A 24,243-nucleotide genomic window follows, 5' to 3' on the forward strand; every position below is an offset into this window, starting at 1 on the left:
GGCCACGGTTTCCGCCGCTTGGCAGGGGCGCAATCGAAGGGATGCGGTCAGGAAGCGACGCTCCTTGTCATGTATTGCGTTGGGCGGCTCCATCCTCCCGCTGTTCCCGCAGCCGTCTGCGGTGGGTGTCAGTCCGCCGCCGCTTCCGGGCGCATGTAGGGGAACAGCAGCACGTCGCGGATCGATGCCGAACCTGTCAGCAGCATCACCAGGCGATCGATGCCGACCCCGAGACCGCCGGTCGGCGGCAGCCCGACTTCGAGCGCGCGGATGTAGTCGGCATCGAAATGCATGGCTTCGTCGTCGCCACCGGTCTTGGCCTCGACCTGTGCGCGGAAGCGCGCGGCCTGGTCTTCGGGATCGTTGAGTTCGGAAAAGCCGTTGGCCAGTTCCTTGCCGCCGATGAAAAGCTCGAAGCGATCGGTGATGCCAGGCTCGCTGTCGGATTCGCGCGCGAGCGGCGACACTTCGACCGGATAGTGAGTGATGAAGGTCGGCTGGACGAGTCCGGTCTCGACCGTATTCTCGAAGATCTCCAGCAGCAGCTTGCCCCAGCCATAGCCTGGCTTGGCGGGGACCTTCAGCCGCGCGCAGTGCGCGGCGAGCGCGTCGCGGTCGCGGCAGTCGGCGACGCTGATCTGCGGGTTGAGCTCGCGCACGGCCTCTTCCAGCTTCCACCGGCGGAAGCGCGGGCCGACATCGATCGCATTGCCGTCCCACTCCAGCGCGGTGGTGCCGATGGTTTCCCGGGCAACGTCGCGGATCATCGACTCGGTGAGGTCCATGACCTCGTCATAGCCGACATAGGCCTCGTACAGCTCGAGCATCGTGAACTCGGGATTGTGCCGGGTGCTCACGCCCTCGTTGCGGAAATTGCGGTTGATTTCGTACACGCGCTCGAAGCCTCCGACGACCAGACGCTTGAGGTACAGCTCCGGCGCGACGCGCAGGAACAGGTCGAGGTCCAGCGCGTTGTGGTGGGTGGTGAACGGACGCGCCGTCGCACCGCCGGCCAGGTAATGCATCATCGGCGTCTCGACCTCGAGGAAGCGACGCGCGTCCAGCCAGCGCCGGATCGCCGCGATCACCTTGGAGCGCTTGACGAACACCTCGCGCGCGCCGGGACTCACGATCAGGTCGACGTAGCGCTGCCGGTAGCGCTGCTCGACGTCCGCCAGCCCGTGCCACTTGTCTGGCAGCGGACGCAGCGACTTGACCAGCAGCCGCAGCGTGTCTGCCTTGACCGACAGCTCGCCGGTCTTGGTGCGCATCAGGGTGCCGGTTGCAGCGACGATGTCGCCCACGTCCCAGCCCTTGAAGGCATCGTAGGCCTCGCCGAGCGTGCTTGCCTGCAGGAACAGCTGGATCCTGCCCGACACGTCCTGCACCTGCGCGAACGCGGCCTTGCCCATCACCCGCTTGGCCAGCAGGCGTCCGGCGAGCGCGACGCGCCTGCCCTCGCCTTCCAGCGCTTCGCCTGTCCAGCGCTCCGCGTCCGCATAGGCATCCTGCAGGTCCTGCGCGTACTCGGCGCGGCGGAAATCATTGGGGAATGCGACGCCCTGCGCGCGCAACGCCGCGAGTTTCGCGCGACGCTCGGCGATCAGGTGGTTCTCGTCGGCGGCGGATGGCGGTGAGGGCGGCTGGTCGGTCATGGCTTGGAGTCGTCATGTGGAATGTGGGAGCGGCTTCAGCCGCGAACTCCCGGTTCGCGGTCGATGGCTGCCAAGGCTGAGGCCGCTCCCGCAGGATACGGGGAGAATTACACCGCGTCGGCGCGTTTCGATCCCGCCTCGAGTCCCGACTTCAGGCTGGCCTCGATGAACTCGTCCAGGTCGCCATCGAGCACCTTCTGCGTGTCCGAGCGCTCAACGCCCGTGCGCAGGTCCTTGATGCGGCTCTGGTCGAGCACGTAGTTGCGGATCTGGCTGCCCCAACCGATGTCGGACTTGGTCGCCTCCAGCGCATCGCGCTCGACATTGCGCTTCTGCACTTCCAGCTCATACAGCTTGGCGGCCAGCATCTTCATTGCAGTGTCGCGGTTCTGGTGCTGGCTGCGACCGGTCTGGCAGGCGACCACGGTATTGGTCGGGATATGGGTGATGCGCACCGCCGACTCGGTCTTGTTGACGTGCTGGCCACCGGCGCCCGACGAGCGATACACGTCGGTCCGCAGGTCGGCGGGGTTGATGTCGACCTCGATGTCGTCATCGACTTCGGGCGACACGAACACCGAGGTGAAACTGGTGTGCCGGCGGTTGTCCGAATCAAACGGCGACTTGCGCACCAGCCGATGCACGCCGATCTCGGTCTTCAGCCAGCCATAGGCGAATTCGCCCTCGACCCGGAAGGTCGCCGACTTGATCCCGGCCACGTCGCCGCCGCTGACTTCCATCAGCTCGGTCTTCCAGCCCCGGTTTTCGGCCCAGCGCAGGTACATGCGCAGCAGCATTTCGGCCCAGTCCTGCGCCTCGGTGCCGCCGGCGCCGGCCTGGATGTCGACGAAGGCGTTGGCCGAATCCATCTCGCCCGAGAACATGCGCTGGAATTCCAGCTTGTCGACCCGGCCGGCGAAACGTTCGACATCGGCGACCACGGCGTTCGCGGTGTCCTCGTCGTCCTCGTCCTCGGCCAGGTCCAGCAGTTCGCCCGCGCCGCCCAGCCCCTCGGTCAACTCGCGGATGCCGTTGACGGTCTTGTCGAGCAGCGAACGCTCGCGTCCCAGCGCCTGCGCCCGCTCGGGGTCGTTCCAGACGTCCGGGTTCTCCAGCTCGCGCTCTACTTCCTCCAGGCGCTCGCGCTTGGTGTCGTAGTCAAAGAAACCCCCTCAGCGCATCCAGCCGACCGGTCAGGTCGGCGATGCGCTGGCGCACGGGATTGAGTTCGATCATGGATGGCTGGCAACGTGAAAAATGGCCGTGGATTCTAGCAGGCCGGGCCTGCCGGGCCTACGCCGTGGCAGCCGGCGCACCGAGCCGCGCACGAAGCGCGTCGCGGTAGCGCCGGCTGCACGGCAGCGCCGTCCCGTCGTGCAGGTGCACGCGCGCGTCTCCGTCGTCCAGCGGCTCGATCGAGGCCACCGCGTCCAGGTTGACCATGTAGCTGCGGTGGATCCGCACGAACCGGTCCGGATCGAGCTGCGCGGTGATGCCGGCCATCGTGCTGCGCAGCGGGTAGTCCCGTTCGCGCACGCGCAGGTTCACGTAGTTGCCGGCAGCCTGCAGCCACTCGATGTCGCTGGCGGCGATGAGGAACTCGCGGCCCAGCTTGCGGACCAGGAAGCGCTCCGGGCGCGCGTCGTGGCTGGCGGCCGAGCCGTCGTCGGGTGGATCGAGCAGGCGCGCCTCGCCCTGCAGCCGCCGCCAGAACCAGCGGTAGCCGTGGTCGACGATGACGATCAGGGCGAACGTGCGGGCGTCCTTGAGGTATTCGTAAACGAACCTGCGGAGCCAGTCGTCGATCTCGTAGCGCTCTCCCAGGAGCAGATAGCCGGCCTTGCGCAACAGCACCATACCGACCACGTGCAGCAGCGACCAGGCCACGCTTGCGGCGATGTAGACCGGCAAACGGCGGCCCCAGGTGTCGGCGTGCATCGGCCAGCGGCTGCACAGCCCCAGCAGGGCCGGCAGCAGCAGCAGGGATACCAGCGCGCTGCTGCCCTCCCACAGCGCCGGCTGCCATGCCGGCAGGGCGTGCCCGTCGCGCTGCGCATCCATGAGGGTGACCATCGTGTTGGCGATGGCGGGAACGACGAAGGCCAGGATCCAGAACGCCAGTTCGATCCCGCCCTGCCAGGGCAGGTAGCGTCGCCAGGGTTCGTTGGCACGCGCGTGCCCGGGGGCTGGATTCATCCGCGCATTCTAGGGTCGCAGAGCGACGGGTCCGCCGCGGTTCGTCCCCCAACGCCCGCGACTCGTCCCTCCACGCCCGGGGATCGGGCACTCCGCGCATTCGACCACCGCATCGCAGCGGCAACCTGTCCTCCCCGTCCCTGCCCGCCGCCACCATGCCTCGTCGCCACGACATCGACGCCCTGCGCGTCATCGCCTTCGCACTGCTCATCGCCTACCACGTCGGCATGGTGTACGTCGCCGACTGGGGGTTCCACGTCAAGAGCGCCTGCCAGGCCGAGTGGCTGCAGTGGCCGATGATCGTGCTCAACCGCTGGCGGATGCCGCTGCTGTTCATAATCTCCGGCATCGGCCTGGGCCTGGCGCGAATCGGCGACGCACCGTGGCGCTTTGCCGCGCAGCGCTGCTGGCGCCTGCTGCTGCCGCTGGCGTTCGGCATGTTCGTGGTCGTCGCGGTGCAGGCCTATTGCGAGGGCCTGGCCAACGGCGGGATCGCGCCAGGCTTCGGCGCTTTCCTGCTGCGCTACTGGCAGGCGCGGCCCTGGCCGGAGGGCGGCTTCACGGGCGCCGAATTCGGCATCACCTGGAACCACCTGTGGTACCTGGCCTACCTGTGGCTCTACACGATGCTGCTGGTGGCGCTGCTGCCGCTGCGCACATTGCCGGTCGCGCGGTGGCTGGCGGGCTGGCGTTGGCCGACCTGGCTGCTGCTGTCGGTTCCGGTGGCGTGGCTGGCCATGTGCAGGCTGGTGCTGGCGCCGCGCTTCCCGGAGACCCACGCGCTGTTCGGAGACTGGACCGTGCACGCGCAATCGCTGCCGCTGTTCCTCGCCGGCTACGCGATCGCCGGCAACGCCCGCTTGTGGGAGCGCATCCGGGCGCTGCGCTGGTCGATGCTGGCGACCGCCCTGGCCTGCATCACGGTCGAATTGACGATTCGCGCCGGTGGTCCCTCCCTGCCAGCTGGCGCGTCGATCCCGACGTGGATCCCGTGGGCGGAGATCGAACGCATCGCGCGGGCGGCCTACACGTGGACGGCGCTGCTGGCGATCTTCGGCTGGGGCAAGGTGCTGCTGGACCGTCCGTTCCGCTGGCTGCCGTACTGCAACGAAGCGGTGTACCCGTGGTACATCCTGCACCAGAGCCTGATCGTGCCGCTGGCGTTCTTCCTGGCGCCGCTTCGGCTCGGGCCGGTGCTTGAACCCGCGCTCGTGCTTGGCGGCACCATCGGCGGCTGCCTCCTGCTGCACGAACTGTTGATCCGCCGCACTGCGTTGCTGCGGCCCCTGTTCGGCCTCAAGCGTCGCCGCCTGTCGGTCGAAGGCATGGCTGGGCCCACGGCGCAGCCGATCGCGTGACCGGCGCGCTCAGTCCAGGGACTCGCGGTGCACCACGACAAGCTGGACCGCATCGCCGCCGCGATAGTCGTCCGGCGCCAGTCGATAGGCGATGTGGATCCGGCTGCCCGGTGGCGTCCCGGTCCAGCCGCCGAATTCGATCGCCTGGAGGGGCCGGCCGCCGGCCGGCGCGAGCTCCAGCTTCAGGTGCTGGGTGCCGACCGGTCGCCATGACAGCACCGCGAACTCGCCGTCGAACAGCGGCTCCGGGAATCCCTGACCCCATGGCCCCCCATCGCGGAGGGCACAGGCGTTGTCGAACTGGAAAGCGTCCACCGGCAGCTCGCCGTCGCTGCCGATGGTGTCGAGCAGCAGGTCGGGCGTGAGCAAGGCGCCGGCGGCTTCGAGGAACGCCGCCTGGAACGCATCGAAATGGGCCTGTGGGAGGCTCAGGCCCGCGGCCATCGCGTGCCCGCCGAAACGATCCATCAGGCCTGGGCGCATCGCATGCACGTGCGCCAGGGCATCGCGGATGTGGAAGCCGGGGATCGAGCGCGCGGAGCCGCGCAAAAGCGGACTGCCTGGCTCGCTGGGCGCGAACGCGATCACCGGGCGGTGCAGGCGTTCCTTCAGTTTCGACGCGACCAGCCCGATCACGCCCGGATGCCAGCGCGCATCGAACAGGCAGTGTGCGAGTCGTGGCGCGGTGGCGGCATCGGGCACAGCGGTCAGTGCGGCTTCCGCCTCGCCGACCATCTGCTGCTGCACCGCGCGGCGCTCGGCGTTGATGCCATCGAGTACGGCGGCCAGCTCTCGCGCCTGCGTCGGGTCGTCGCAGAGCAGGCATTCGATGCCCAGCGCCATGTCCTCGAGCCGCCCCGCGGCGTTGAGGCGCGGCGCGACCGCGAAGCCGATGTCCGCCGCGGACAGGGTCGCGGCGCGGCGCCGCGACACTTCGATCAGCGCCTGCAGGCCGGCGCATCCGTGGCCGGCGCGCAACCGCCGCAGACCCGCGGAAACGAGCGCACGGTTGTTCGCATCCAGCGGCACGAGGTCGGCGACGGTGCCGACCGCGACCAGGTCGAGCAGCGTCGACAGATCCGGGCCGCCGGCATCGCCGAAGCGCCCGGCTTCGCGCAGACGCCGACGCAGCGCGAGCAGCACGTAGAAGATCACCCCGACGCCGGCCAGCATCTTGCTGCCGAAGCCGTCGCCGCGCTGGTTGGGGTTGACGATGGCGTCGGCCGACGGCAGCGCGTCGCCCGGAAGATGGTGGTCGGTGACCAGCACCTGCCAACCGTGCGCCTTGGCCGCGGCGATGCCCGCGTGGCAGGCGATCCCGTGGTCCACCGTGACCAGCAGCTCCGGCTGCAGTGCCGCCAGCTCCGCGACCAGTGCCGGCGACAGCCCGTAGCCGTGCACCATCCGATTGGGAACCGCGTGCGACACGCGCCCTGCGCCGAGCATGCGCAATCCGCGTACGGCCACGGCGCAGGCGGTCGCGCCGTCGCAGTCGAAATCGCCGACGACCAGGATGTGGCGGTCGTCGGCGATGGCGTCGGCGAGCAGCGAGGTGGCTGCATCGAGGCCGAGCAGGCCGTCGGGCGGCAGCAGGCCAGCCAAGCGCGGCCGCGCGCTGGCATGGTCGGTGGCGCCGCGCGCGCTGTAGACACGACGCAGCAGCGGCGGCACCGAGTCCGGCCAGTCCTCGCCGACGACGCAGTCGCGGCGCTGGATCCTGCGCGCAACGCTCATGCGTCGAACCGCGGCAGCGGCCTGCGCCAGAAGCGCCAGCGCTGGTTGGGCGCAAGCTGCCAGCGCCGACCGTCGGCGAAATCCAGCGCCAGGCGTTGCAGGCCGCCATCAAGCAGCCTGGTGCAGGCAGGCAGCAGCCAGTCGCGTTCGAACGCGGCCAGGTCGCGCGCGTGGTGCAGGTCGAATGCGCAATCCGCGGCGTCGATGTCGAAGGCCGCCGGGAGCGGCCGGGCGATGCCGACCGCGTCGGCGAGTGCGAGCGCGGCTTCGTCGCCGGAATGGAACCGTGCATGCGTCGACGTCACCGCATCGGGCAGGCTGCCGGCGCCCCAGAACCACAGCGAGTTGATCGGCGTGCGTCCCTGTTCCTGGCGCACCGCGTTGCGCGGATGGTTGTGCAGCACGACCTGCGCTTCGGCAAGCAGCACGCGCCAGCGGCGCCCCTCGGGGCCTTCGCCCAGATGATCGAGCAGGTCGGCGCCCAGCGCATCATCCGGCTCGGCGAACGACGGCACCCTGGTGCCCTGCGGCAATCGCAGGTACCAGCGCGACGGCCGCGGCGCATCGATGGCGAAGCCCGCATCGCCGAACAACGGCTTGAGCGCGGGCAGCAAGGCCGCGCGATCCTCGTCGTCCAGCCCCAGCGACGCGCCGATGGCCAGCAGGCGCGCGCCGTTGATGTCGGGGCGCACGTACGCGGGATCGGCCCGCAGCCAGGTCGCGCCGGCCGCGTCGCCGGCATCCATCTGCCGCGTCAGCGCGGCAACCGGCCAGTGGTCGGGTGTCAGGCGGAATTGGCGCCGCAGCTGCGCGCGGCGGCCGTCTTCGCCGGCCGGCATCCGATCGGCTCGCCCCAGCGCGCGCGCGGCGTCGGCGCCTGCCTGCTGGCCGCCGAAGCGCATCGCCGCCGGCAGCAGGAAGGTCGCCTGCACCATGTCAGCCGGCGTATCGGACTTCGATGATCTCGAACTCGCGAGTCCCGCCAGGCGCTTCGATCGTCACCTCGTCGCCTTCGTGCTTGCCGATCAGCGCACGCGCGACCGGCGACGAGATCGCGATCTGGCCCTGCTTGATGTCCGCCTCCAGGTCGCCGACGATCTGATAGCGCTTTTCCTCGCCGCTGTCGGCGTCGGCCAGCAGCACGGTGGCGCCGAACACGATGCGGGTGCCGGCATCGAGCGTGGAGATGTCGATGACCTGCGCGTGCGACAGCTCGCCTTCGAGCTGCTTGATGCGGCCTTCGATGAAGCCCTGCTGTTCCCGTGCGGCGTGGTACTCGGCGTTCTCCTTCAGGTCGCCGTGCGCGCGCGCTTCGGCGATCGCGTTGATCACCGCCGGGCGCTGGACCGACTTGAGTTCATCGAGTTCCGCGCGCAGGCGCTGAGCGCCCTGGGCGGTCATGGGCGCTCTCATGGCCCCACCTTGTCATGCATGTCCAACTCCCGGTGCAGTTCCTGCAGCGCCCAGACCGGGCCGCTGCCGCGATACTCGAGAGAATGCAGCAAGGCCTTGGCGCCGGCAATGGTGGTCGAATACGTCACGCCCTGCTGCAGGGCCTCGCGGCGGATCGAGAACGAGTCGGCGATGGCCTGCCGTCCTTCCGTGGTGTTGACGATGTAGCTGATCTCGCCGTTCTTGATCAGGTCGACGACGTGCGGACGGCCTTCGGCGACCTTGTTGACGTGCGCGCATTCCAGGCCGTTGTCGCGCAGCCAGGCAGCGGTGCCGCCGGTCGCCACCAGCGAGTAGCCCCGTTCGACCAGTTCGCGCGCCACCGGCACGACCCGCGACTTGTCCGGATCGCGCACCGAAATGAACGCCTTGCCGACCGGCGGCGTGCGGATGCCGGCGGCTTCCTGCGCGCGCGCGAACGCGGCGCCGAAGTTGCGGCCCACGCCCATCACCTCGCCCGTGGAACGCATTTCCGGCCCGAGGATCGGGTCCACGCCCTGGAACTTGGCGAACGGGAAGATCGCCTCCTTCACGCAGTAGTAATCGGGCACGATCTCTTCGGTCACGCCCTGCTCGGCCAGCGTCATGCCCGCCATGCAGCGCGCGGCGATCTTCGCCAGCGGCCGGCCCGTTGCCTTGGAGACGAACGGCACGGTGCGCGATGCGCGCGGATTGACTTCGAGCAGGAAGATCACGTCGTCACCGTTCTCGTCGACCTGGACCGCGAACTGGGTGTTCATCAGTCCGACCACCTGCAGCGCACGCGCCAGCGCCGCCACCTGCTCGCGCAGGCGTGCCTGGGTGGAGGCCGAGAGCGAGTAAGGCGGCAGCGAGCAGGACGAGTCGCCCGAGTGCACGCCGGCTTCCTCGATGTGCTCCATCACCCCGCCGATCAGCACCGCACCGGTGCGGTCGGCGATCACGTCGATGTCGACCTCGACCGCGTTGTCGAGGAAGCGGTCGAGCAGCACCGGCGAATCGTTCGAGACCTTGACCGCGTCGCGCATGTACTTGGAGAGATCCGCGTCGGCGTGCACGACTTCCATCGCGCGGCCACCGAGCACGTAGCTCGGGCGCACCACCAGCGGATAGCCGATCTCGCGCGCCAGCGCCAGGGCTTCATCCGGGTTGCGCGCGGTGCGGTTCGGCGGCTGCAGCAGTCCCAGCTTCGTCACCAGCTGCTGGAAGCGTTCGCGGTCCTCGGCCAGGTCGATCGACTCGGGCGAGGTGCCGATGATCGGCACGCCGTTGGCTTCCAGCGCGCGCGCCAGCTTGAGTGGCGTCTGACCGCCGTACTGCACGATCACGCCCTTCGGCTTCTCCAGCTCGACGATTTCCAGCACGTCCTCGAGGGTCAACGGCTCGAAATACAGGCGGTCGGACGTGTCGTAGTCGGTCGACACCGTCTCCGGGTTGCAGTTGACCATGATGGTTTCATAGCCGTCCTCGCGCAGGGCGAGCGCGGCGTGCACGCAGCAGTAGTCGAACTCGATGCCCTGCCCGATCCGGTTCGGGCCGCCGCCGAGCACGATGATCTTGTCGCGGTCGCTGGGATGCGCCTCGCACTCGTCCTCGTAGGTCGAATACAGGTAGGCGGTGGTGGTGGCGAACTCGGCCGCGCACGAATCCACGCGCTTGTAGACCGGGCGGATGCCGAACGCGTGGCGCAAGGCGCGGATCGCCTTCTCGTCGGTCTGCAGCAGCTGCGCCAGGCGTGCGTCGGAAAAACCCATGCGCTTGAGCCGGCGCAGACGCCGCGCGTCGAGCGCCGCGACGCCGGCGGCGGCGACCTCGGCTTCGACCGAAACCAGCTCCTCGATCTGGTCCAGGAACCACGGATCGACGAACGACAGACCATGCACGTCCTCCACCGACATCCCGGCGCGGAAGGCGTCGGCGAGGTGGAACACGCGCTCGGGACCTGCCTCCTTGACCTCGCGGCGCAGGGTCGCGAGGTCGTCCTCGCTGCCAAGGTCCAGGCCGGTGGGGTCGAGCCCGGCCTTGCCGGTTTCCAGTCCGCGCAGCGCCTTGTGCAGCGATTCCTGGAAGGTGCGGCCGATCGCCATCACCTCGCCCACCGACTTCATCTGCGTGGTCAGGCGCGAATCGGCCTGCGGGAACTTCTCGAACGCGAAGCGCGGGATCTTGGTGACCACGTAATCGATCGCCGGTTCGAACGAAGCCGGCGTGAGTCCACCGGTGATCTCGTTCTTCAGCTCGTCGAGCGTGTAGCCCACCGCGAGCTTGGCCGCGACCTTGGCGATCGGGAAGCCGGTGGCCTTCGACGCCAGCGCGGACGACCGCGACACCCGCGGATTCATCTCGATCACCACCACGCGCCCGTCTTGGGCATTGATGCCGAACTGCACGTTGCTGCCGCCGGTGTCCACGCCGATCTTGCGCAGCACGGCGATCGAGGCGTCGCGCAGGCGCTGGTATTCCTTGTCGGTGAGCGTCTGCGCCGGAGCCACGGTGATCGAGTCGCCGGTGTGCACGCCCATCGGATCGAAGTTCTCGATCGCGCAGACGATGATGCAGTTGTCCGCGGTGTCGCGGACCACTTCCATCTCGAACTCCTTCCAGCCCAGCACCGACTCCTCGACCAGCACTTCGTGCACCGGCGACAGTTCGAGTCCGCGCTTGACGATGTCCTCGAATTCCTCCTTGTTGTAGGCGATGCCGCCGCCGCTGCCGCCCAGGGTGAAGCTGGGACGGATGATGGTCGGGTACCCGACCCGGGTCTGGATGTCGACCGCCTGCTCGAAGTTGCGCGCGACCTCCGCCTTCGGGCACTCCAGCCCGATCTCGCCCATCGCCACGCGGAACAGCTCGCGATCCTCGGCCATCCGGATTGCTTCGCGCTTGGCGCCGATCAGCTCGACTCCGTACTTCTCGAGCACGCCGTTGTCGGCCAGGTCCAGCGCGCAGTTCAGCGCGGTCTGCCCCCCCATGGTCGGGAGCAGCGCATCGGGCTTCTCCTTGGCGATGATCTTCTCGACCGTCTGCCAGTTGATCGGCTCGATGTAGACCGCGTCCGCCATTTCGGGGTCGGTCATGATCGTCGCCGGGTTGCTGTTGACCAGCACCACCCGGTAGCCCTCGTCGCGCAACGCCTTGCAGGCCTGCGCACCCGAGTAGTCGAACTCGCAGGCCTGGCCGATGACGATCGGGCCGGCGCCGATGATGAGGATGGTCTTGAGGTCGCTGCGCTTGGGCACTGTTCGATGTTCCGGGATGGGTCGGGAGATCAGGGGGTCTGGGCAGTCGCCTGCATGCCGCCGATATGCTTGTCGAAGAAGGCGAGCATCTTCGTGTAGAGGTTCACGTTGTTGTCCAGGTCGCGGAAACCGTGCGCTTCCTTCTTCTCGACCACGATTTCCTCGGGCGCCTTGCCCGCCGCTTCCATGCGATCGACGAGTTCGTACATGTTCTTGATCGGCACGCGCTCGTCCTTCGCGCCGTGCACGAGCATGACCGCGGACTTGATCCTGTCGACCCCATAGATCGGGGATTGCGCGTGGCGCTCCCCCGCCGATGCGGGCAGCACGGTATCGAGGTAGGCCCGGCCGTAGTCGGATTGGGCCGTATCGCTGCTGGCCCGCTGCACGTCGAGGTCGTAGACGCCGACGTAGCCGACCGTGCAGCGGTACAGGTCCGGTTCGCGCACCACGCTCATGAGCGCCGAGTAGCCGCCGTACGAGGCGCCATAGATGCAGACGCGATCCGGAGACGTGATCCCCTGGGCGATCGCCCAGCGCACCGAGTCGGTCAGGTCGTCCTGCATCGTGGTGCCCCACTGGCGAAAGCCGGCGGACATGTAATCCGCTCCGTAGCCGCCGGAGCCGCGATAGTTCATCTGCAGGACGGCATAGCCACGATTGGCCAGCAGCTGCACTTCCGGGTTGAAGCCCCACTCGTCGCGCGGTCCGTGCGGTCCGCCGTGCGGATTGATCACCAGCGGCAGGTTCCTGCCGTCGCTCCCTGCCGGGACGGTGAGGTAGCCGTGGATGACCATGCCGTCACGGGTCTTCACCTGCACCGGCTTCATCGGCGACATCTCCGCGGGCTTGATCCACTCACGCGACGACAGCAGGAACCGCGCCTGCTTGGCCTTGGTATCGAACAGGTAGACCTGGCCGGGGTCCCGGTCGCTGTAGACGTACAGCAGCACGCGGCCGCCATCATCCGATACGCCGCTGAAGTCGACCATCTTGCCGGGAAACGCCTTGACCAGGCCGGCGAACAGCGCCGTTTCCGGGTGCTCCGGCGCGATGAAGTCCCAGTACGGGACGCCGTCGTCGTAGCGCACCGCCAACAACGTCCTGCGGTCGCTGCTCCACAGCAGGTCCGACGCGTCCACGGTGCCATTGCGCGAGATTTCCTTGCCGGCACCGGTCACCGGATCGATGCGCCACAGCGACTCCGCGCCACCGTCGTTCTTCATCACCAAGGCCTGTTCGCCGTCGGGGCTGAAACCGACCGGGCGCAGGCTGTTTCCCGCGAACGGGGCGCTCTTCTCCACCAGGGACCAGCGGTCGCCGTCGCGGCGGAAGAGCGCGCTGGAGCCATCGCTCATGTCGCCGAAGGAATAGCGCACCTTCGCGTCGTGGTCGACGACGAACGTGCCGAAGTCGATCGGGCTGGAAGCCACCTGGGTGATCTTGCCGTTGTAGGCATTGAGCTTGAACAGGAACGCGTTCTCGATCGAACGCGTCACCAGCACCGACTCGCGCTCGGCCGGCAGCGTATCCACGATGCTGTAGAAATTGCCGTGCGGGATCACGATCCGGTGGGTGCCATCGATGTCGGAGGCATACATGTCGCGCAGGCCGACCTGGAAATCGAAGCGCCCGGTCTTGAAGCTCGTCGCGTACAGCAACCGCTCGTTGTTGACCCACGTGACCTGGCGGAAATAGTAGTTCTCGCCGTAGTCCCAGCTGCCGACCACGCTCTTGTCGTCGACCTTGAGCACCACCAGCAGGCTGCGATCACTGCGCGGCATCGTCACTGCGATGTGCTTGCCGTCAGGTGAAAGCTGGACGCTCTCGAACTCGGCTTCCTTGAAGAAGTCCTTGATCGGCACGTCGGCCGCCACTGCCGCGGCCGGCAGGATCATGTACAGCAGAATTGCAAGCAGGTATCGCATTGGTCTATCCCCCTGGTGATGCCTTAAGCCCGTTCAAGTGGTGTGCCCGACAGGCCATCGTCAGCGCGATGCCGCCCGCATCGATTCGATGAAGCGATCGAACAGCGGCGCGAGGTCGTGCGGGCCTGGAGCCGCCTCCGGATGCCCCTGGAAGCTGAAAGCCGGCGCGTCGGTCAGCGCGAAGCCCTGATTGCTGCCGTCGAACAGCGATCGATGGGTGACCCGCGCATTCCCCGGCAAGCTGGCTTCGTCCACTGCAAAACCGTGGTTCTGCGAGGTGATCATCACCCGCCCGCTATCAAGGTCGATCACCGGGTGGTTGGCGCCGTGGTGGCCGAATTTCATCTTCTTCGTCGTCGCGCCGATGGCCAGGCCCAGCAACTGGTGGCCGAGGCAGATGCCGTACAGCGGGATTTTCTTCGCCAGGAATTCGCGGATCGCGGCGATCGCGTAATCGCAGGGTTGCGGGTCGCCCGGGCCGTTGGACAGGAAGATGCCATCGGGCGCCAGCGCCAACGCCTCGGTTGCGGACGTCTGTGCCGGCACCACGGTCACGTCGCAGCCGCGCTCGGCCAGCATGCGCAGGATGTTGCGCTTCACGCCGTAGTCGTAGGCAACGACCTTGTACCTCGGCGCGGCTTGGGCGAACTCGCCGCTGTCGAGGTCGAGCTGGCCGTCGCGCCATGGATACGCGCTGCGCGTGCTGACGTCCTTCGCCAGGTCCATGCCTTCCAGGCCGGGGAACTTGCGTGCCGCCTCGAGCGCCTTGTCGACGTCGATGTTCCCTGCCATCAGCGCGCCGTTCTGCGCCCCGCGGTCGCGAAGCAGGCGGGTGAGCTTGCGGGTGTCGATGTCGGCGATGGCGACGATGCCGCGCGCGCGCAGCCATTCGGGCAGGGAACCTTCGCTACGCCAGTTGCTCGGGCGGCGCGGCACGTCGCGCACCACCAGGCCCGAGGCCCAAGCCTGCAGGGCTTCGTCGTCCTGCGCGGTGCAGCCGGTGTTGCCGACGTGCGGATAGGTCAGCGTGACGATCTGGCGCGCGTAGGACGGGTCGGTGAGGATCTCCTGGTAGCCGGTCATGGCGGTGTTGAACACCACCTCGCCGACCGACAGGCCCGGGGCGCCCACGGAAATTCCCTCGAACACGGTGCCGTCTTCGAGCGCGAGGATTGCGGTATCTGTCACGGATTTCGCCTACGTCGGGTTGCAGAAAACCGCCAGCGCGGTGCGGGACCGGCCGGAGGCGAGTGGAATCAGGCGAGCGGGAATGATACCGGCGCGACGCCGGTCGCGCCAGAGTTTCCGTGCCGTCCGGCCGCTAAAGAACGGCTAGCACGCGGTCACAGCAAGTCGCGCAGGCGGTGGAGACCCGGTGGGCGCCCGGCGAGCGCCAGCGCGGCGTGGATGGCGCCGCCGGCGAAGATGTCGCGGCTGCCGGCGCGATGGGCGAGTTCGAGCCGCTCGCCGGCCGCCGTGAACTGCACCAGATGTTCGCCGACGATGTCCCCGGCGCGGATGCTGGCATAGCGCGGCTGCGCGCCCTCGCGCTGCGCCGCGGCACCGAGCGCCAACGCGGTGCCCGAGGGCGCGTCCTGCTTGCGGCTGTGGTGCATTTCGATGATGTCGCAGTCCCATCCCGGCAGCGCGGCGGCCGCGCGTTCGACCAGGTCTTCCAGCAGCGCCACGCCGAGGCTGAAATTGGCCGACCAGAGCACGCCGATGCGCGCACCGGCGGTGTCCAAGGCCGCGTGCTGCGCCTCGGACAATCCGGTGGTGCCCGAGACCAGCGCCGCGCCGCGCGCCAGGCAGGCGGCGAGGATGGCGTCGAAGCCGGCCGGCAGGCTGAAATCGATGGCGACGTCGAAATCGGGCGCGCCGCCCAGTTCGGCGGCGGCGAAGTGCGGGACGCCATCGACGACCCGCTGCGAAGGCGAGCGCGCCGACACCGCAGCGACCACGCGGCAATCGTCGCGCTGCGCGCAGAGCCGCAGCAGGGCCTGGCCCATGCGGCCCCCGGCGCCGTGGATGAGCAATCGGGTCGGTGCATTCATGCCCGCAGGCTAATCGGGCGCCCGGTGCGCCACAAGCCCGGCGGACGGCGCATGATCCTGCGCTGGACCCGTTTGACGCACGCCCCTGGTTGGCCGCATGCCGCCCGATTGCTTCCATCTCGATCCACACGGGCTCGAGCGCCCCGATGTCGTCGTTGCGCACGAACCGTTCCGCTTCCTGATCGCGACGGCACAATTGCGTGAGGCCGGCCGCGAGGCATTGCTGCGCGATTTTCCGCGCTACGGCAGCGCGGGCTTCTTCCCCTACCGGGAACGCGACTGCGGCCCTTCCATCCGGGCCTTGGTGGCCGAATTCAGCGGCAGTGCGTTTGCCCGCTCACTCGGCGCGCGGCTCGGCATCCCGGACCTGGGGGGCTTCCCCGCGATCGCCACCCTCAGCGATTCGGTCCATCGCCGCCATGGCACGATCCATACCGACAGCGCGTGCAAGATCGCCACCGCCCTGCTCTACCTCAATCCATCGTGGCCGGCAGGCGATGCCGGGTGCCTGCGACTGCTGCGGCGCGGCGACGACATCGATGCCCTGGCCGCGCCAGCGATCCCGCCACTGTACGGCAGCCTCGTCGCCTTCCGGCGCGCCGACAATTCCTGGCACGGGCACCTTCCCTTCGAAGGCGCCAGGCGCGTGCTGCAGGTCGCGTGGCTGGCCAGCGCCGCCGATGCAACGCGCAAGGATCGCCGGGGACAGTTTTCACGGATGGTGAAGACACTGGCCGGCCGCCTGGACCGGCGCTGGCGTGCAGGTCGCACGATCGACGCAGGTCATTGATGTCGCAACACGAGTTGCTGATGGACTTTGTGGGAGAGTCAATCCCCGCAGATCGTCGAAGCTACGAGACCATGCGGTCCCAGAAGCCCTTCACGCCATCGAAGAACGTGCTCGACTTCGGCGAATGCCGGCGCGCGCCTTCCCCGACAAAGGTCCTTTCGAAATTCTCCAGCAGCTCCCGCTGCTCCGGGGTCAGGTTGACCGGGGTCTCGACGACCGCCTTGCAGTACAGGTCGCCGGCGCTGCGGCTGCGCACCGACTTGACGCCCTTGTCGCGCAGGCGGAACACCTTGCCGGTCTGGGTTTCCGCGGGGATGCGGATCTCGGCCTCGCCGTTGAGCGTCGGCACGCGGACGGTATCGCCCAGCGCGGCCTGCGAGATGCGGATCGGCACCTCGCAGTGCAGGTCGTCGCCGTCGCGCACGAAGATTTCGTGCGGACGCACGCGCACCTCGACGTACAGGTCGCCCGGCGGAGATCCGGGCGGGCCGGCCTCGCCTTCGCCGGTCAGGCGGATGCGGTCGCCATTGTCGACGCCCGCCGGGATCTTCACCGAAAGGACCTTCTCCTCCTCCACGCGGCCTGCACCACGGCATTCCGGGCAGGGGTTCTGGAAGGTCTGGCCGCGGCCGTGGCACTGCGGGCACGGTTGCTGCATCGAGAAGATGCCGCGCTGGAAACGCACCTGGCCGCGGCCGTGGCAGGTTTCGCAGGTGTGCAGCTTGCCGTCCTCGGAGCCGGTGCCCTTGCACGGTTCGCACTCGGCGAGCGTGGGGATCTCGATCCGGCGCTCGATGCCGGCGACGGCCTCCTCCAGGTCGAGCTCCATCACGTAGCCGACGTCGGCGCCGCGCCGCGGCCCCCGCGAGCCGCCACCGCCGCCGAAGATGTTGCCGAAGATGTCGCCGAAGATGTCGCCCATGTCGGCGCCGCCGAAACCGCCCGGGCCGGCATTGCCGCCGCCCATGCCGTGCTCGAACGCCGCGTGGCCGTGCTGGTCGTACATGCGGCGCTTGCCGCCGTCGGACAGCACCTCGTACGCCTCCTTGCACTCCTTGAACGCTTCGAGCGCACTGGCGTCGCCGGGATTGCGGTCCGGGTGGTGCTTCATCGCGCAGCGACGGTAGGCCTTCTTCAGCTCGTCATCACCGGCGTCGCGGGCCACGCCCAGGACTTCGTAGTAATCGCGCTTGCTCATGGACGCTGTTTTCCTTCCCCATCACGACGACGGGCAGGCGCAGGCCTGCCCGTCGTCAATGCCGACCGTCGATCAGGCCTGCTTGTTGTGGTCGTCGTCCTTGACCTCGGTGAACTCGGCGTCCACCACATCGTCGCCCTTCGACGCGCCCGCGCCGTCGTTGCCGCCGGCTTCGCCGGACGGCTGCTGCGCGGCGGCGACCGCCCCGAACAAGGCTTGCGCCGCTTCCTCGAGGGTCTTCGACTTGGCTTCGATCTGCGCCTTGTCGTCGCCCTTCATCGCGGTCTCGACTTCGGCAATCGCGCCCTCGACGCGCCCAATCACGTCACCGGGGACCTTGTCGCCATTGTCCTTGATCGCGCTGCGCGCGCCATGGATCAGGGCGTCGGCCTGGTTGCGTGCGGTCACCAGCTCCTGGAACTTCTGGTCTTCCTCGCGATGCGCCTCCGCATCGCTGACCATGCGCTGGATTTCCTCGTCGGACAGGCCCGAGCCCGCCTTGATCTCGACCTTCTGCTCCTTGCCGGTCTTCTTGTCCTTGGCGGTCACGTGCACGATGCCGTTGGCGTCGATGTCGAACGACACCTCCACCTGCGGCATGCCGCGCGGCGCGGCGTCGATGCCAGTGAGGTCGAACTTGGCCAGCGACTTGTTGTAACGGGCCTGCTCGCGTTCGCCCTGCAGCACGTGCACGGTCACCGCCGACTGGTTGTCCTCGGCGGTCGAGAAGGTCTGCGAGGCCTTGGTGGGCACCGTGGTGTTTTTCTCGATGATCTTGGTGAACACGCCGCCCAGGGTTTCGATGCCCAGGCTGAGCGGGGTCACGTCGAGCAGCAGCACGTCCTTGACGTCGCCGGCGAGCACGCCGCCCTGCACCGCCGCACCGATGGCAACGGCTTCGTCCGGGTTGACGTCCTTGCGCGGCTCCTTGCCGAAGAACTCGGCCACCGCCTGCTGTACCTTCGGCATGCGGGTCTGGCCGCCGACCAGGATCACCTCGTTGATGTCGCTGGCGCGCAGGCCGGCGTCGTTGAGCGCGGTGCGGCACGGCTCGATCGTCTTCTTGATCAGGTCTTCCACCAGCGCCTCGAGCTTGGCCCGGGTGAGCTTGATGTTCAGGTGCTTGGGACCGGAGGCGTCCGCCGTCACGTACGGCAGGTTGACCTCGGTCTGCTGCGCGCTGGACAGCTCGATCTTGGCGCGCTCGGCCGCGTCTTTCAGGCGCTGCAGGGCCAGCGGATCCTTGCGCAGGTCGATGCCCTGGTCCTTGTTGAACTCGTCGACCAGGTAGTCGATGACGCGCTTGTCGAAGTCCTCGCCGCCGAGGAAGGTGTCGCCGTTGGTCGACAGCACCTCGAACTGCTTCTCGCCGTCGACGTTGGCGATCTCGATGATCGACATGTCGAAGGTGCCGCCGCCCAGGTCGTACACGGCGATCTTGCGGTCGCCGCCTTCCTTGTCCAGGCCATAGGCCAGCGCGGCGGCGGTCGGCTCGTTGATGATGCGCTTGACGTCGAGGCCGGCGATCTTGCCGGCATCCTTGGTCGCCTGGCGCTGCGAGTCGTTGAAGTAGGCGGGCACGGTGATCACCGCCTCGGTCACGGTTTCGCCCAGGTAGGCCTCGGCGGTCTTCTTCATCTTCTCGAGGATGCGCGCGGAAACTTCCTGCGCTGACAGCTTCTTGCCATCGCTGGTCGCGACCCATGCGTCGCCGTTGTCGTGCTCGACGATCGAGTACGACACCAGCTCCAGGTCTTTCTGGACCTCGGCGTCCTTGAACTTGCGGCCGATCAGGCGCTTGACCGCATAGAAGGTGTTCTTGGCGTTGGTGACAGCCTGGCGCTTGGCCGACGCGCCGACCAGCACTTCGCCGTCCTTGGTATAGGCGACGATCGACGGCGTGGTGCGGTCGCCCTCGCTGTTCTCGATGACCTTGGCCTTGCCGCCGTCCATGATCGCCACGCACGAGTTGGTCGTGCCGAGGTCGATGCCGATGATCTTTGCCATTGTGTGGTTCCCTCTCGGAATTGCCTGGGTTGCTTGTCTGGGTTGTCTGGGGGCGGCCGTACCGCCCATGAACGCTTAATTGGGGTCGCGGGCAGGCGGTTCAAGCATGTTTCTTGAATGCCGGCGAACGCGCCTCCGCGGCGCGGCGCGGGTCAGTCTTCGCCCTTGGCCACCGCCACCAGCGCCGGGCGCAGCAGCTGCTCATGGAGCATGAAGCCCTTCTGGAAGACCTGGGCCACCGCATGCGGCTCGATGCCATCGGCCTGGACGACGCTCATGGCCTGGTGGTGCGCCGGGTCGAAGGCATCCCCGGCGGCGGGTGCGATCTCGACCAGGCCGTTGTTCTCGGCCACCCGCGACAGCTCACGCAGGATCAGGACCACGCCATCGCGCAGCGGATCGGCGTCCGGGGCGTTGGCCAGTGCGGCCTCGAGGCTGTCGAACACCGGAAGCAGGTCGCCGAGCAGCTGCTTGTTGGCGAAGCGGCAAGCGTTGCGAACGTCCCGCTCCATGCGCTTGCGCTGGTTCTCGATGTCCGCGCGCTCGACCAGGGACTGGGCGCGAAGCTGCTCGAGTTCGGCCTTGAGCTGCTCGACCTGCTGGTCCCGATCGGGGGGCGCGTCGGAGGTGTCGGGCGTGGAGGTGTCGTCGTGTTCTGGTTGCATGGTCATCGGGTCGGAGGAGGTCTCGAAACGGGAGTGGCCTGCGCCCTTCCACCATCACGGTCGACGGGCAGGTGCGACATGCGCGCTGATGTGTGGGCCGGGCCGTGCAAATCCAAGCCCGGCGAGCCGCCCAGCTGGCAGCGGGCCGGGGATGGCGGCCCGCGAGGCCGCAAAGGATACGGTGCCGGGACCTCAGCCGACGCGTTCGGCCATCGTCCGCGACAGCGCCTGGGCGGTCGCCTGCACGGTGGTGATGACCCGGTCGTAGTCCATCCGCGTGGGACCGATGACGCCGAGCACGCCCAGCACCCGTCCGCCGCTGGCGTAGGGCGCCGCGATCAGGGTGCACTGCTCCATCGACGTGACCCCGGACTCCTCACCGATGAACAGGCGCACGCCGTCGGCGCGGAGGCAGCCTTCGAGCACCTGCAAAAGCTCGCTCTTGCGCTGGAAGGCCTCGAACAGCTCGCGCAGGCGCTCGACGTCGGCCAGGCCCTGGGCCCCGCCCATCAGCTTGGTCTGGCCGCTCACCAGCATGTCGTCGTTGTCGACGGGCTGCAGGGTGGCCTGGGCCAGCGCCACGGTGGCGGCCATGCGGCGGTCGACCTCCTTGCGCTCACCGTCCAGCTCGGCCACCAGCCGCTCGCGGATCTCGGACAGCCCGAGGCCGGCGTAGTTCTGGTTGAGGTAATTGGCGATCCATTCCAGCTCGCTGGCCGACAGCGGGCGCGGCACCTCGACGGCCCGGTTCTGGACCTCGCCGTCGGTGAACACCAGGATCGCCAAGACCCGGCGCTCGTCCAGGCGCACGAAGTCGATGTGGCGGAACGCGAAGCGGTCACGGCGCGGCACCGTGACCAGACCGACGAAATGGGAGATGTCCGAGAGCCGCGCCGAGGCCTCGCGCAGGACCTCCGGAGTGGATGCCTGCGCCGCCAGGCCCTCGTGGATCAGCCGGATCTGCCGCTCCGCCGGGGGCCGCCATTCGATCAGGCTGTCGACGAACACCCGCAGGCCGCGCGCGGTCGGCACGCGGCCGGCCGAAGTGTGCGGGGCGGCCAGCAGCCCGATCTCCTCCAGGTCGGCGAGGATGTTGCGGATCGTCGCCGGGCTGACATCCAGGCCGGCGTGGCGGGCCAGCGTCTGCGAACCGACCGGCTCGCCGTCGCGGATGTAGCGCCCGATCAGCGCGCGCAGCAGCTGCCGCGTGCGCGGGTCCAGGGTGTCGTGGTTGTCGATCCTGCGGCTCATGGCCTTGGATATAAGCCCGGTGGGTGGCGGGCGCAAGCGGTTGCGATGAATGAACCGCCGCGCGGCGCTCCGATCGATCGCAGTCGCGCGCGGCGAGACGCGGGCCGCTTCTCATGGCGGCGGCCGGCACGCCCCCTTGGCCATTCCATCCGCCCCCTGCACAATTCGCGCGCATGCTGACCCGACTCGCCATCCGTGATTTCGCCGTGGTGACGGCGGCCGAACTCGAGTTCGGCGCCGGCATGACCGTCATTTCCGGTGAAACCGGCGCCGGCAAGTCCTTGCTGGTGGACGCGCTGGGATTCCTGTCCGGGCAGCGCGCCGACAGCGGAATGGTCCGCCACGGGGCCGAACGTGCCGAGTTGCACGCCGAGTTCGACCTGGCGGCGGCCAGCGATGCGAGCCGATGGCTGCAGGAAGAAGAATTCGACGAAGGCGACGCCTGCCAGCTGCGCCGCACCCTGCGCGCCGATGGCGGCTCTCGCGCGTGGATCAACGGCCGGCCTGCCACCCTGGCGCAACTGGCCGCGCTCGCCGGGCGGCTGGTCGAGATCCACGGCCAGCACGAACACCAGGCGCTGTTGTCCAGGCCCAGCCAGCTGGCCCTGCTCGACGCCTGCGGTGGCCACGACGCGCTGCTCGCGGCCGTGGCTGGAGCCGCCAATCGCTGGTCGGCGCTGCTGCGCGAGCGTGAAACGCTGATGCGGGCCCGCGAAGGCCGCCCGGGCGAACTGGCCGAACGCGATGAATGGCTGCAGCACCAGCTGGCCGAACTGGACCGCGAGCCGATCGACCCGGCTTCGATCGCGGAACTGGACGCGGCACATCGCCGTCAGGCCCATTCGACCGGACTGATCACCGCCTGCGACGCTGCGCTCGCCCAGCTTGATGGCGACGGCGCCATGGCCCTGCCGCGCCGGCTCCAGCTGCTGCGCGGCGAGCTGGCGCGCGCGCAGGAGCACGAGCCCCGCCTGGCCGACGTGGATGCAATGCTCGATGTCGCCGCGATCCAGATCGACGAAGCCGGGCTGCTGCTCGAGCGCATCCGCGCCGACCTCGACGTCGACCCGTCGCAGCTCGACGAACTCGAGCGCAGGCTCACGCGCCTGCACGAACTGTCGCGCAAGCACCGGGTGGCGCCGGAGAACCTCGCGGCGCAGCGCGATGCCCTGGCGGCCGAACTCGAATCGCTGCGAAACGCCGCCGTCCGCCTGCAGGCGCTGGACGGCGAGATTGCCTCCGCGGCCGCGAGCTGGAACAAGGCGGCCGAGGCGCTGGGCAAGGCGCGCGCCAAGGCCTCGAAGGCGCTGTCCAAGGCCACCACGGCGCTGATCGCCGAACTGGGCATGGGCGGCGGGCGCTTCGAGGTTGCGTTGGAACCGGTCGAGGCCGGCCGGCCCGACCCGCAGGGCGGCGAGCGCGCCGAGTTCCTGGTCTCGGCCAACGCCGGCCAGCCGCCGCGGCCGCTGCGCAAGGTGGCTTCGGGCGGCGAGCTGTCGCGCATCTCGCTGGCGATCGAGGTCGCCGCACTGGGCCACGACGCGGTTCCGACCATGGTGTTCGACGAAGTCGACTCCGGCATTGGCGGCGCCACGGCGGACATCGTCGGCCAGAAGCTGCGCGCGCTCGGCGGGAGCCGCCAGGTGCTGTGCGTGACCCACCTGCCGCAGGTCGCGGCGCAGGGCCACCAGCACTACCGCGTCAGCAAGGCCGAAAGCGCCGGCGTGACCCAGAGCGCGGTACGGCTGCTGGACGCCGCCCAGCGCCAGGAAGAACTGGCGCGCATGCTCGGCGGCGTGGAAGTGAGCACCGAAGCCCGTGCGGCGGCGAAACGACTGCTACGCAACGCCTCGTAGCCATCCCAATCCCGCACGATCTGGCCGCGCGCGGGAATCGCGCGAGCGGTCGCCGCGCAACACCGCGATGAGCTCCCGTGGGAGCGGCTTCAGCCGCGAGCCCCCCCCCGGAACACCTTTCCAGAGTAGACGGGACGCCGCCGGGTCTCGGAGCGCTTCCAGGCCGTTGCCGTCACCGCGATGGCTCGGGTTCGCCGCGTCGTCGCCCGCCGCGTTCGGCAGATCGCGATCAATGGCCGAGACGGGTCGTTCGCCGACTGTTCAAGTGCAGCGCCCAGCCGGCGACCGAGGCCACGCCAGGCTAACCCCGCAACGCTCGCCGGCGATCGATCAGCGCTTCTTGCGCACGTAAAGCACCAGCGAATGCTCCTCGAGCTGGTAGCCGTACCTGGCGGCGATGTCTTGCTGCAGCTTTTCGATCTCGGGGCTCTCGAACTCGATGATCTTGCCGGTGTCCACGTCGACCATGTGGTCGTGGTGGCCGCCGCGATCGATCTCGTACACCGCCGTGCCGCCCTCGAAGTTGTGCTTCAGCACCAGTCCCGCCGCCTCGAACTGGGTCAGCACGCGGTACACGGTGGCCAGCCCGATCTCGTCGCCGCTGTCGAGCAGCTGGCGATAGATGTCTTCGGCGGTCATGTGGTGGTGGGCGCTTTTCTGCTCCAGCAGTTCGAGGATGCGCATCCGCGGATGCGTCACCTTCAGACCGGCCTTGCGCAGTTCCTGGGATTCCATGGCGCCTCCGTTCACTGGCGGTTTATGGCGTGATGTTGTCGGCGCACCCGTGCCCAGGGCGACGGCGCCGGCCGAAGCAGCATCCTGGCCTGTCGAAGCACGCCGAAGCGTATCAATCCCCTTCGCGTGCGCTGCGAGCCGGCGTT

Annotated in this window: 18 protein-coding genes; 3 read left to right on the forward strand and 15 right to left on the reverse strand. The window is 68.6% G+C overall.

What is annotated here, in order from left to right; genetic code table 11:
* Positions 1-128: 128 nt before the first annotated feature.
* The 3 genes from lysS to ACFOM9_RS12445 all read right to left on the reverse strand — a co-directional run bounded on the left by lysS (position 129) and on the right by ACFOM9_RS12445 (position 3,851).
* On the reverse strand, positions 129-1,655 hold the full coding sequence (gene lysS, locus ACFOM9_RS12435; protein WP_386711240.1) for a lysine--tRNA ligase: 1,527 nt from the start codon (positions 1,653-1,655) through the stop codon (positions 129-131).
* Between the two features lie 107 nt (positions 1,656-1,762).
* A protein-coding gene (gene prfB, locus ACFOM9_RS12440; protein WP_386711243.1) for a peptide chain release factor 2 occupies positions 1,763-2,891 on the reverse strand; the annotation gives its coding sequence in 2 pieces (ribosomal slippage) (positions 1,763-2,815 and positions 2,817-2,891; 1,128 coding nt in all).
* Between the two features lie 57 nt (positions 2,892-2,948).
* A complete protein-coding gene (locus ACFOM9_RS12445) occupies positions 2,949-3,851 on the reverse strand; it encodes a LytTR family DNA-binding domain-containing protein (RefSeq protein WP_386711246.1) in 903 nt (300 codons plus the stop codon).
* Positions 3,852-4,006: 155 nt separating this feature from the next.
* Here ACFOM9_RS12445 and ACFOM9_RS12450 point away from each other — a divergent pair, with 155 nt between their 5' ends.
* Positions 4,007-5,209: an acyltransferase family protein gene (locus ACFOM9_RS12450; protein ID WP_386711249.1), complete on the forward strand. Its 1,203-nt coding sequence runs from the start codon at positions 4,007-4,009 to the stop codon at positions 5,207-5,209.
* Positions 5,210-5,218: 9 nt separating this feature from the next.
* Here ACFOM9_RS12450 and recJ read toward each other — a convergent pair whose 3' ends face one another.
* From recJ to dapB, 7 genes are all read right to left on the reverse strand, one after another.
* Positions 5,219-6,943 carry a single-stranded-DNA-specific exonuclease RecJ gene (gene recJ / locus ACFOM9_RS12455; protein WP_386711252.1) on the reverse strand — a complete coding sequence of 575 codons (1,725 nt, stop codon included), beginning with the start codon at positions 6,941-6,943 and terminating at the stop codon, positions 5,219-5,221.
* Positions 6,940-7,878: a phosphoglycerate mutase gene (locus ACFOM9_RS12460; protein ID WP_386711255.1), complete on the reverse strand. Its 939-nt coding sequence runs from the start codon at positions 7,876-7,878 to the stop codon at positions 6,940-6,942. The genes recJ and ACFOM9_RS12460 overlap by 4 nt, the downstream gene beginning before the upstream one ends.
* 1 nt (position 7,879) lies before the next feature.
* Positions 7,880-8,344, reverse strand: a complete 465-nt coding sequence (gene greA, locus ACFOM9_RS12465) for a transcription elongation factor GreA (protein ID WP_386711258.1) — start codon at positions 8,342-8,344, stop codon at positions 7,880-7,882.
* An 8-nt stretch (positions 8,345-8,352) separates the two neighbouring features.
* Positions 8,353-11,613, reverse strand: a complete 3,261-nt coding sequence (carB, locus tag ACFOM9_RS12470; protein WP_386711261.1) for a carbamoyl-phosphate synthase large subunit — start codon at positions 11,611-11,613, stop codon at positions 8,353-8,355.
* Between the two features lie 29 nt (positions 11,614-11,642).
* Positions 11,643-13,541, reverse strand: coding sequence for a S9 family peptidase (locus tag ACFOM9_RS12475; protein ID WP_386711264.1), 1,899 nt, complete (start codon positions 13,539-13,541; stop codon positions 11,643-11,645).
* Positions 13,542-13,601: 60 nt separating this feature from the next.
* Positions 13,602-14,729 carry a glutamine-hydrolyzing carbamoyl-phosphate synthase small subunit gene (gene carA / locus ACFOM9_RS12480; RefSeq protein WP_386711267.1) on the reverse strand — a complete coding sequence of 376 codons (1,128 nt, stop codon included), beginning with the start codon at positions 14,727-14,729 and terminating at the stop codon, positions 13,602-13,604.
* A gap of 155 nt (positions 14,730-14,884) precedes the next feature.
* On the reverse strand, positions 14,885-15,595 hold the full coding sequence (gene dapB, locus ACFOM9_RS12485) for a 4-hydroxy-tetrahydrodipicolinate reductase (RefSeq protein WP_386711270.1): 711 nt from the start codon (positions 15,593-15,595) through the stop codon (positions 14,885-14,887).
* A gap of 97 nt (positions 15,596-15,692) precedes the next feature.
* Here dapB and ACFOM9_RS12490 point away from each other — a divergent pair, with 97 nt between their 5' ends.
* Complete coding sequence (locus ACFOM9_RS12490) at positions 15,693-16,385, forward strand: 2OG-Fe(II) oxygenase (protein ID WP_386711273.1); 693 nt, start codon at positions 15,693-15,695, stop codon at positions 16,383-16,385.
* Between the two features lie 61 nt (positions 16,386-16,446).
* Here ACFOM9_RS12490 and dnaJ read toward each other — a convergent pair whose 3' ends face one another.
* The 4 genes from dnaJ to hrcA all read right to left on the reverse strand — a co-directional run bounded on the left by dnaJ (position 16,447) and on the right by hrcA (position 21,506).
* Positions 16,447-17,583, reverse strand: a complete 1,137-nt coding sequence (dnaJ, locus tag ACFOM9_RS12495; protein WP_386711276.1) for a molecular chaperone DnaJ — start codon at positions 17,581-17,583, stop codon at positions 16,447-16,449.
* Between the two features lie 72 nt (positions 17,584-17,655).
* Positions 17,656-19,590, reverse strand: coding sequence for a molecular chaperone DnaK (gene dnaK / locus ACFOM9_RS12500; protein ID WP_386711279.1), 1,935 nt, complete (start codon positions 19,588-19,590; stop codon positions 17,656-17,658).
* Between the two features lie 152 nt (positions 19,591-19,742).
* Positions 19,743-20,255 carry a nucleotide exchange factor GrpE gene (gene grpE, locus ACFOM9_RS12505; RefSeq protein WP_386711282.1) on the reverse strand — a complete coding sequence of 171 codons (513 nt, stop codon included), beginning with the start codon at positions 20,253-20,255 and terminating at the stop codon, positions 19,743-19,745.
* Positions 20,256-20,447: 192 nt separating this feature from the next.
* On the reverse strand, positions 20,448-21,506 hold the full coding sequence (gene hrcA / locus ACFOM9_RS12510; RefSeq protein ID WP_386711285.1) for a heat-inducible transcriptional repressor HrcA: 1,059 nt from the start codon (positions 21,504-21,506) through the stop codon (positions 20,448-20,450).
* Positions 21,507-21,679: 173 nt separating this feature from the next.
* On the opposite strand from hrcA, the gene recN reads away from it, so the two are divergent.
* Positions 21,680-23,362 (forward strand): DNA repair protein RecN, encoded by a 1,683-nt coding sequence (recN, locus tag ACFOM9_RS12515; RefSeq protein WP_386711288.1) that lies wholly within the window; start codon positions 21,680-21,682, stop codon positions 23,360-23,362.
* Between the two features lie 330 nt (positions 23,363-23,692).
* On the opposite strand, the gene fur is transcribed toward recN, so the two are convergent.
* Positions 23,693-24,097, reverse strand: a complete 405-nt coding sequence (fur, locus tag ACFOM9_RS12520; protein WP_386711291.1) for a ferric iron uptake transcriptional regulator — start codon at positions 24,095-24,097, stop codon at positions 23,693-23,695.
* Positions 24,098-24,243: the final 146 nt, after the last annotated feature.

The sequence above is a fragment of the Luteimonas notoginsengisoli genome (genome assembly GCF_042648885.1).
In the GTDB taxonomy this organism is placed as follows: Bacteria; Pseudomonadota; Gammaproteobacteria; order Xanthomonadales; family Xanthomonadaceae; genus Luteimonas; species Luteimonas notoginsengisoli.

Excerpts from the sequence above, each read along its gene's own strand:
- lysS (WP_386711240.1), bottom strand. The coding sequence starts at position 1,655 with ATGACCGACCAGCCGCCCTCACCGCCATCCGCCGCCGACGAGAACCAC.
- ACFOM9_RS12445 (WP_386711246.1), bottom strand. The coding sequence starts at position 3,851 with ATGAATCCAGCCCCCGGGCACGCGCGTGCCAACGAACCCTGGCGACGC.
- ACFOM9_RS12450 (WP_386711249.1), top strand. The coding sequence starts at position 4,007 with ATGCCTCGTCGCCACGACATCGACGCCCTGCGCGTCATCGCCTTCGCA.
- recJ (WP_386711252.1), bottom strand. The coding sequence starts at position 6,943 with ATGAGCGTTGCGCGCAGGATCCAGCGCCGCGACTGCGTCGTCGGCGAG.
- ACFOM9_RS12460 (WP_386711255.1), bottom strand. The coding sequence starts at position 7,878 with ATGGTGCAGGCGACCTTCCTGCTGCCGGCGGCGATGCGCTTCGGCGGC.
- greA (WP_386711258.1), bottom strand. The coding sequence starts at position 8,344 with ATGACCGCCCAGGGCGCTCAGCGCCTGCGCGCGGAACTCGATGAACTC.
- ACFOM9_RS12475 (WP_386711264.1), bottom strand. The coding sequence starts at position 13,541 with ATGCGATACCTGCTTGCAATTCTGCTGTACATGATCCTGCCGGCCGCG.
- dapB (WP_386711270.1), bottom strand. The coding sequence starts at position 15,595 with ATGAATGCACCGACCCGATTGCTCATCCACGGCGCCGGGGGCCGCATG.
- ACFOM9_RS12490 (WP_386711273.1), top strand. The coding sequence starts at position 15,693 with ATGCCGCCCGATTGCTTCCATCTCGATCCACACGGGCTCGAGCGCCCC.
- dnaJ (WP_386711276.1), bottom strand. The coding sequence starts at position 17,583 with ATGAGCAAGCGCGATTACTACGAAGTCCTGGGCGTGGCCCGCGACGCC.
- dnaK (WP_386711279.1), bottom strand. The coding sequence starts at position 19,590 with ATGGCAAAGATCATCGGCATCGACCTCGGCACGACCAACTCGTGCGTG.
- grpE (WP_386711282.1), bottom strand. The coding sequence starts at position 20,255 with ATGCAACCAGAACACGACGACACCTCCACGCCCGACACCTCCGACGCG.
- hrcA (WP_386711285.1), bottom strand. The coding sequence starts at position 21,506 with ATGAGCCGCAGGATCGACAACCACGACACCCTGGACCCGCGCACGCGG.
- recN (WP_386711288.1), top strand. The coding sequence starts at position 21,680 with ATGCTGACCCGACTCGCCATCCGTGATTTCGCCGTGGTGACGGCGGCC.
- fur (WP_386711291.1), bottom strand. The coding sequence starts at position 24,097 with ATGGAATCCCAGGAACTGCGCAAGGCCGGTCTGAAGGTGACGCATCCG.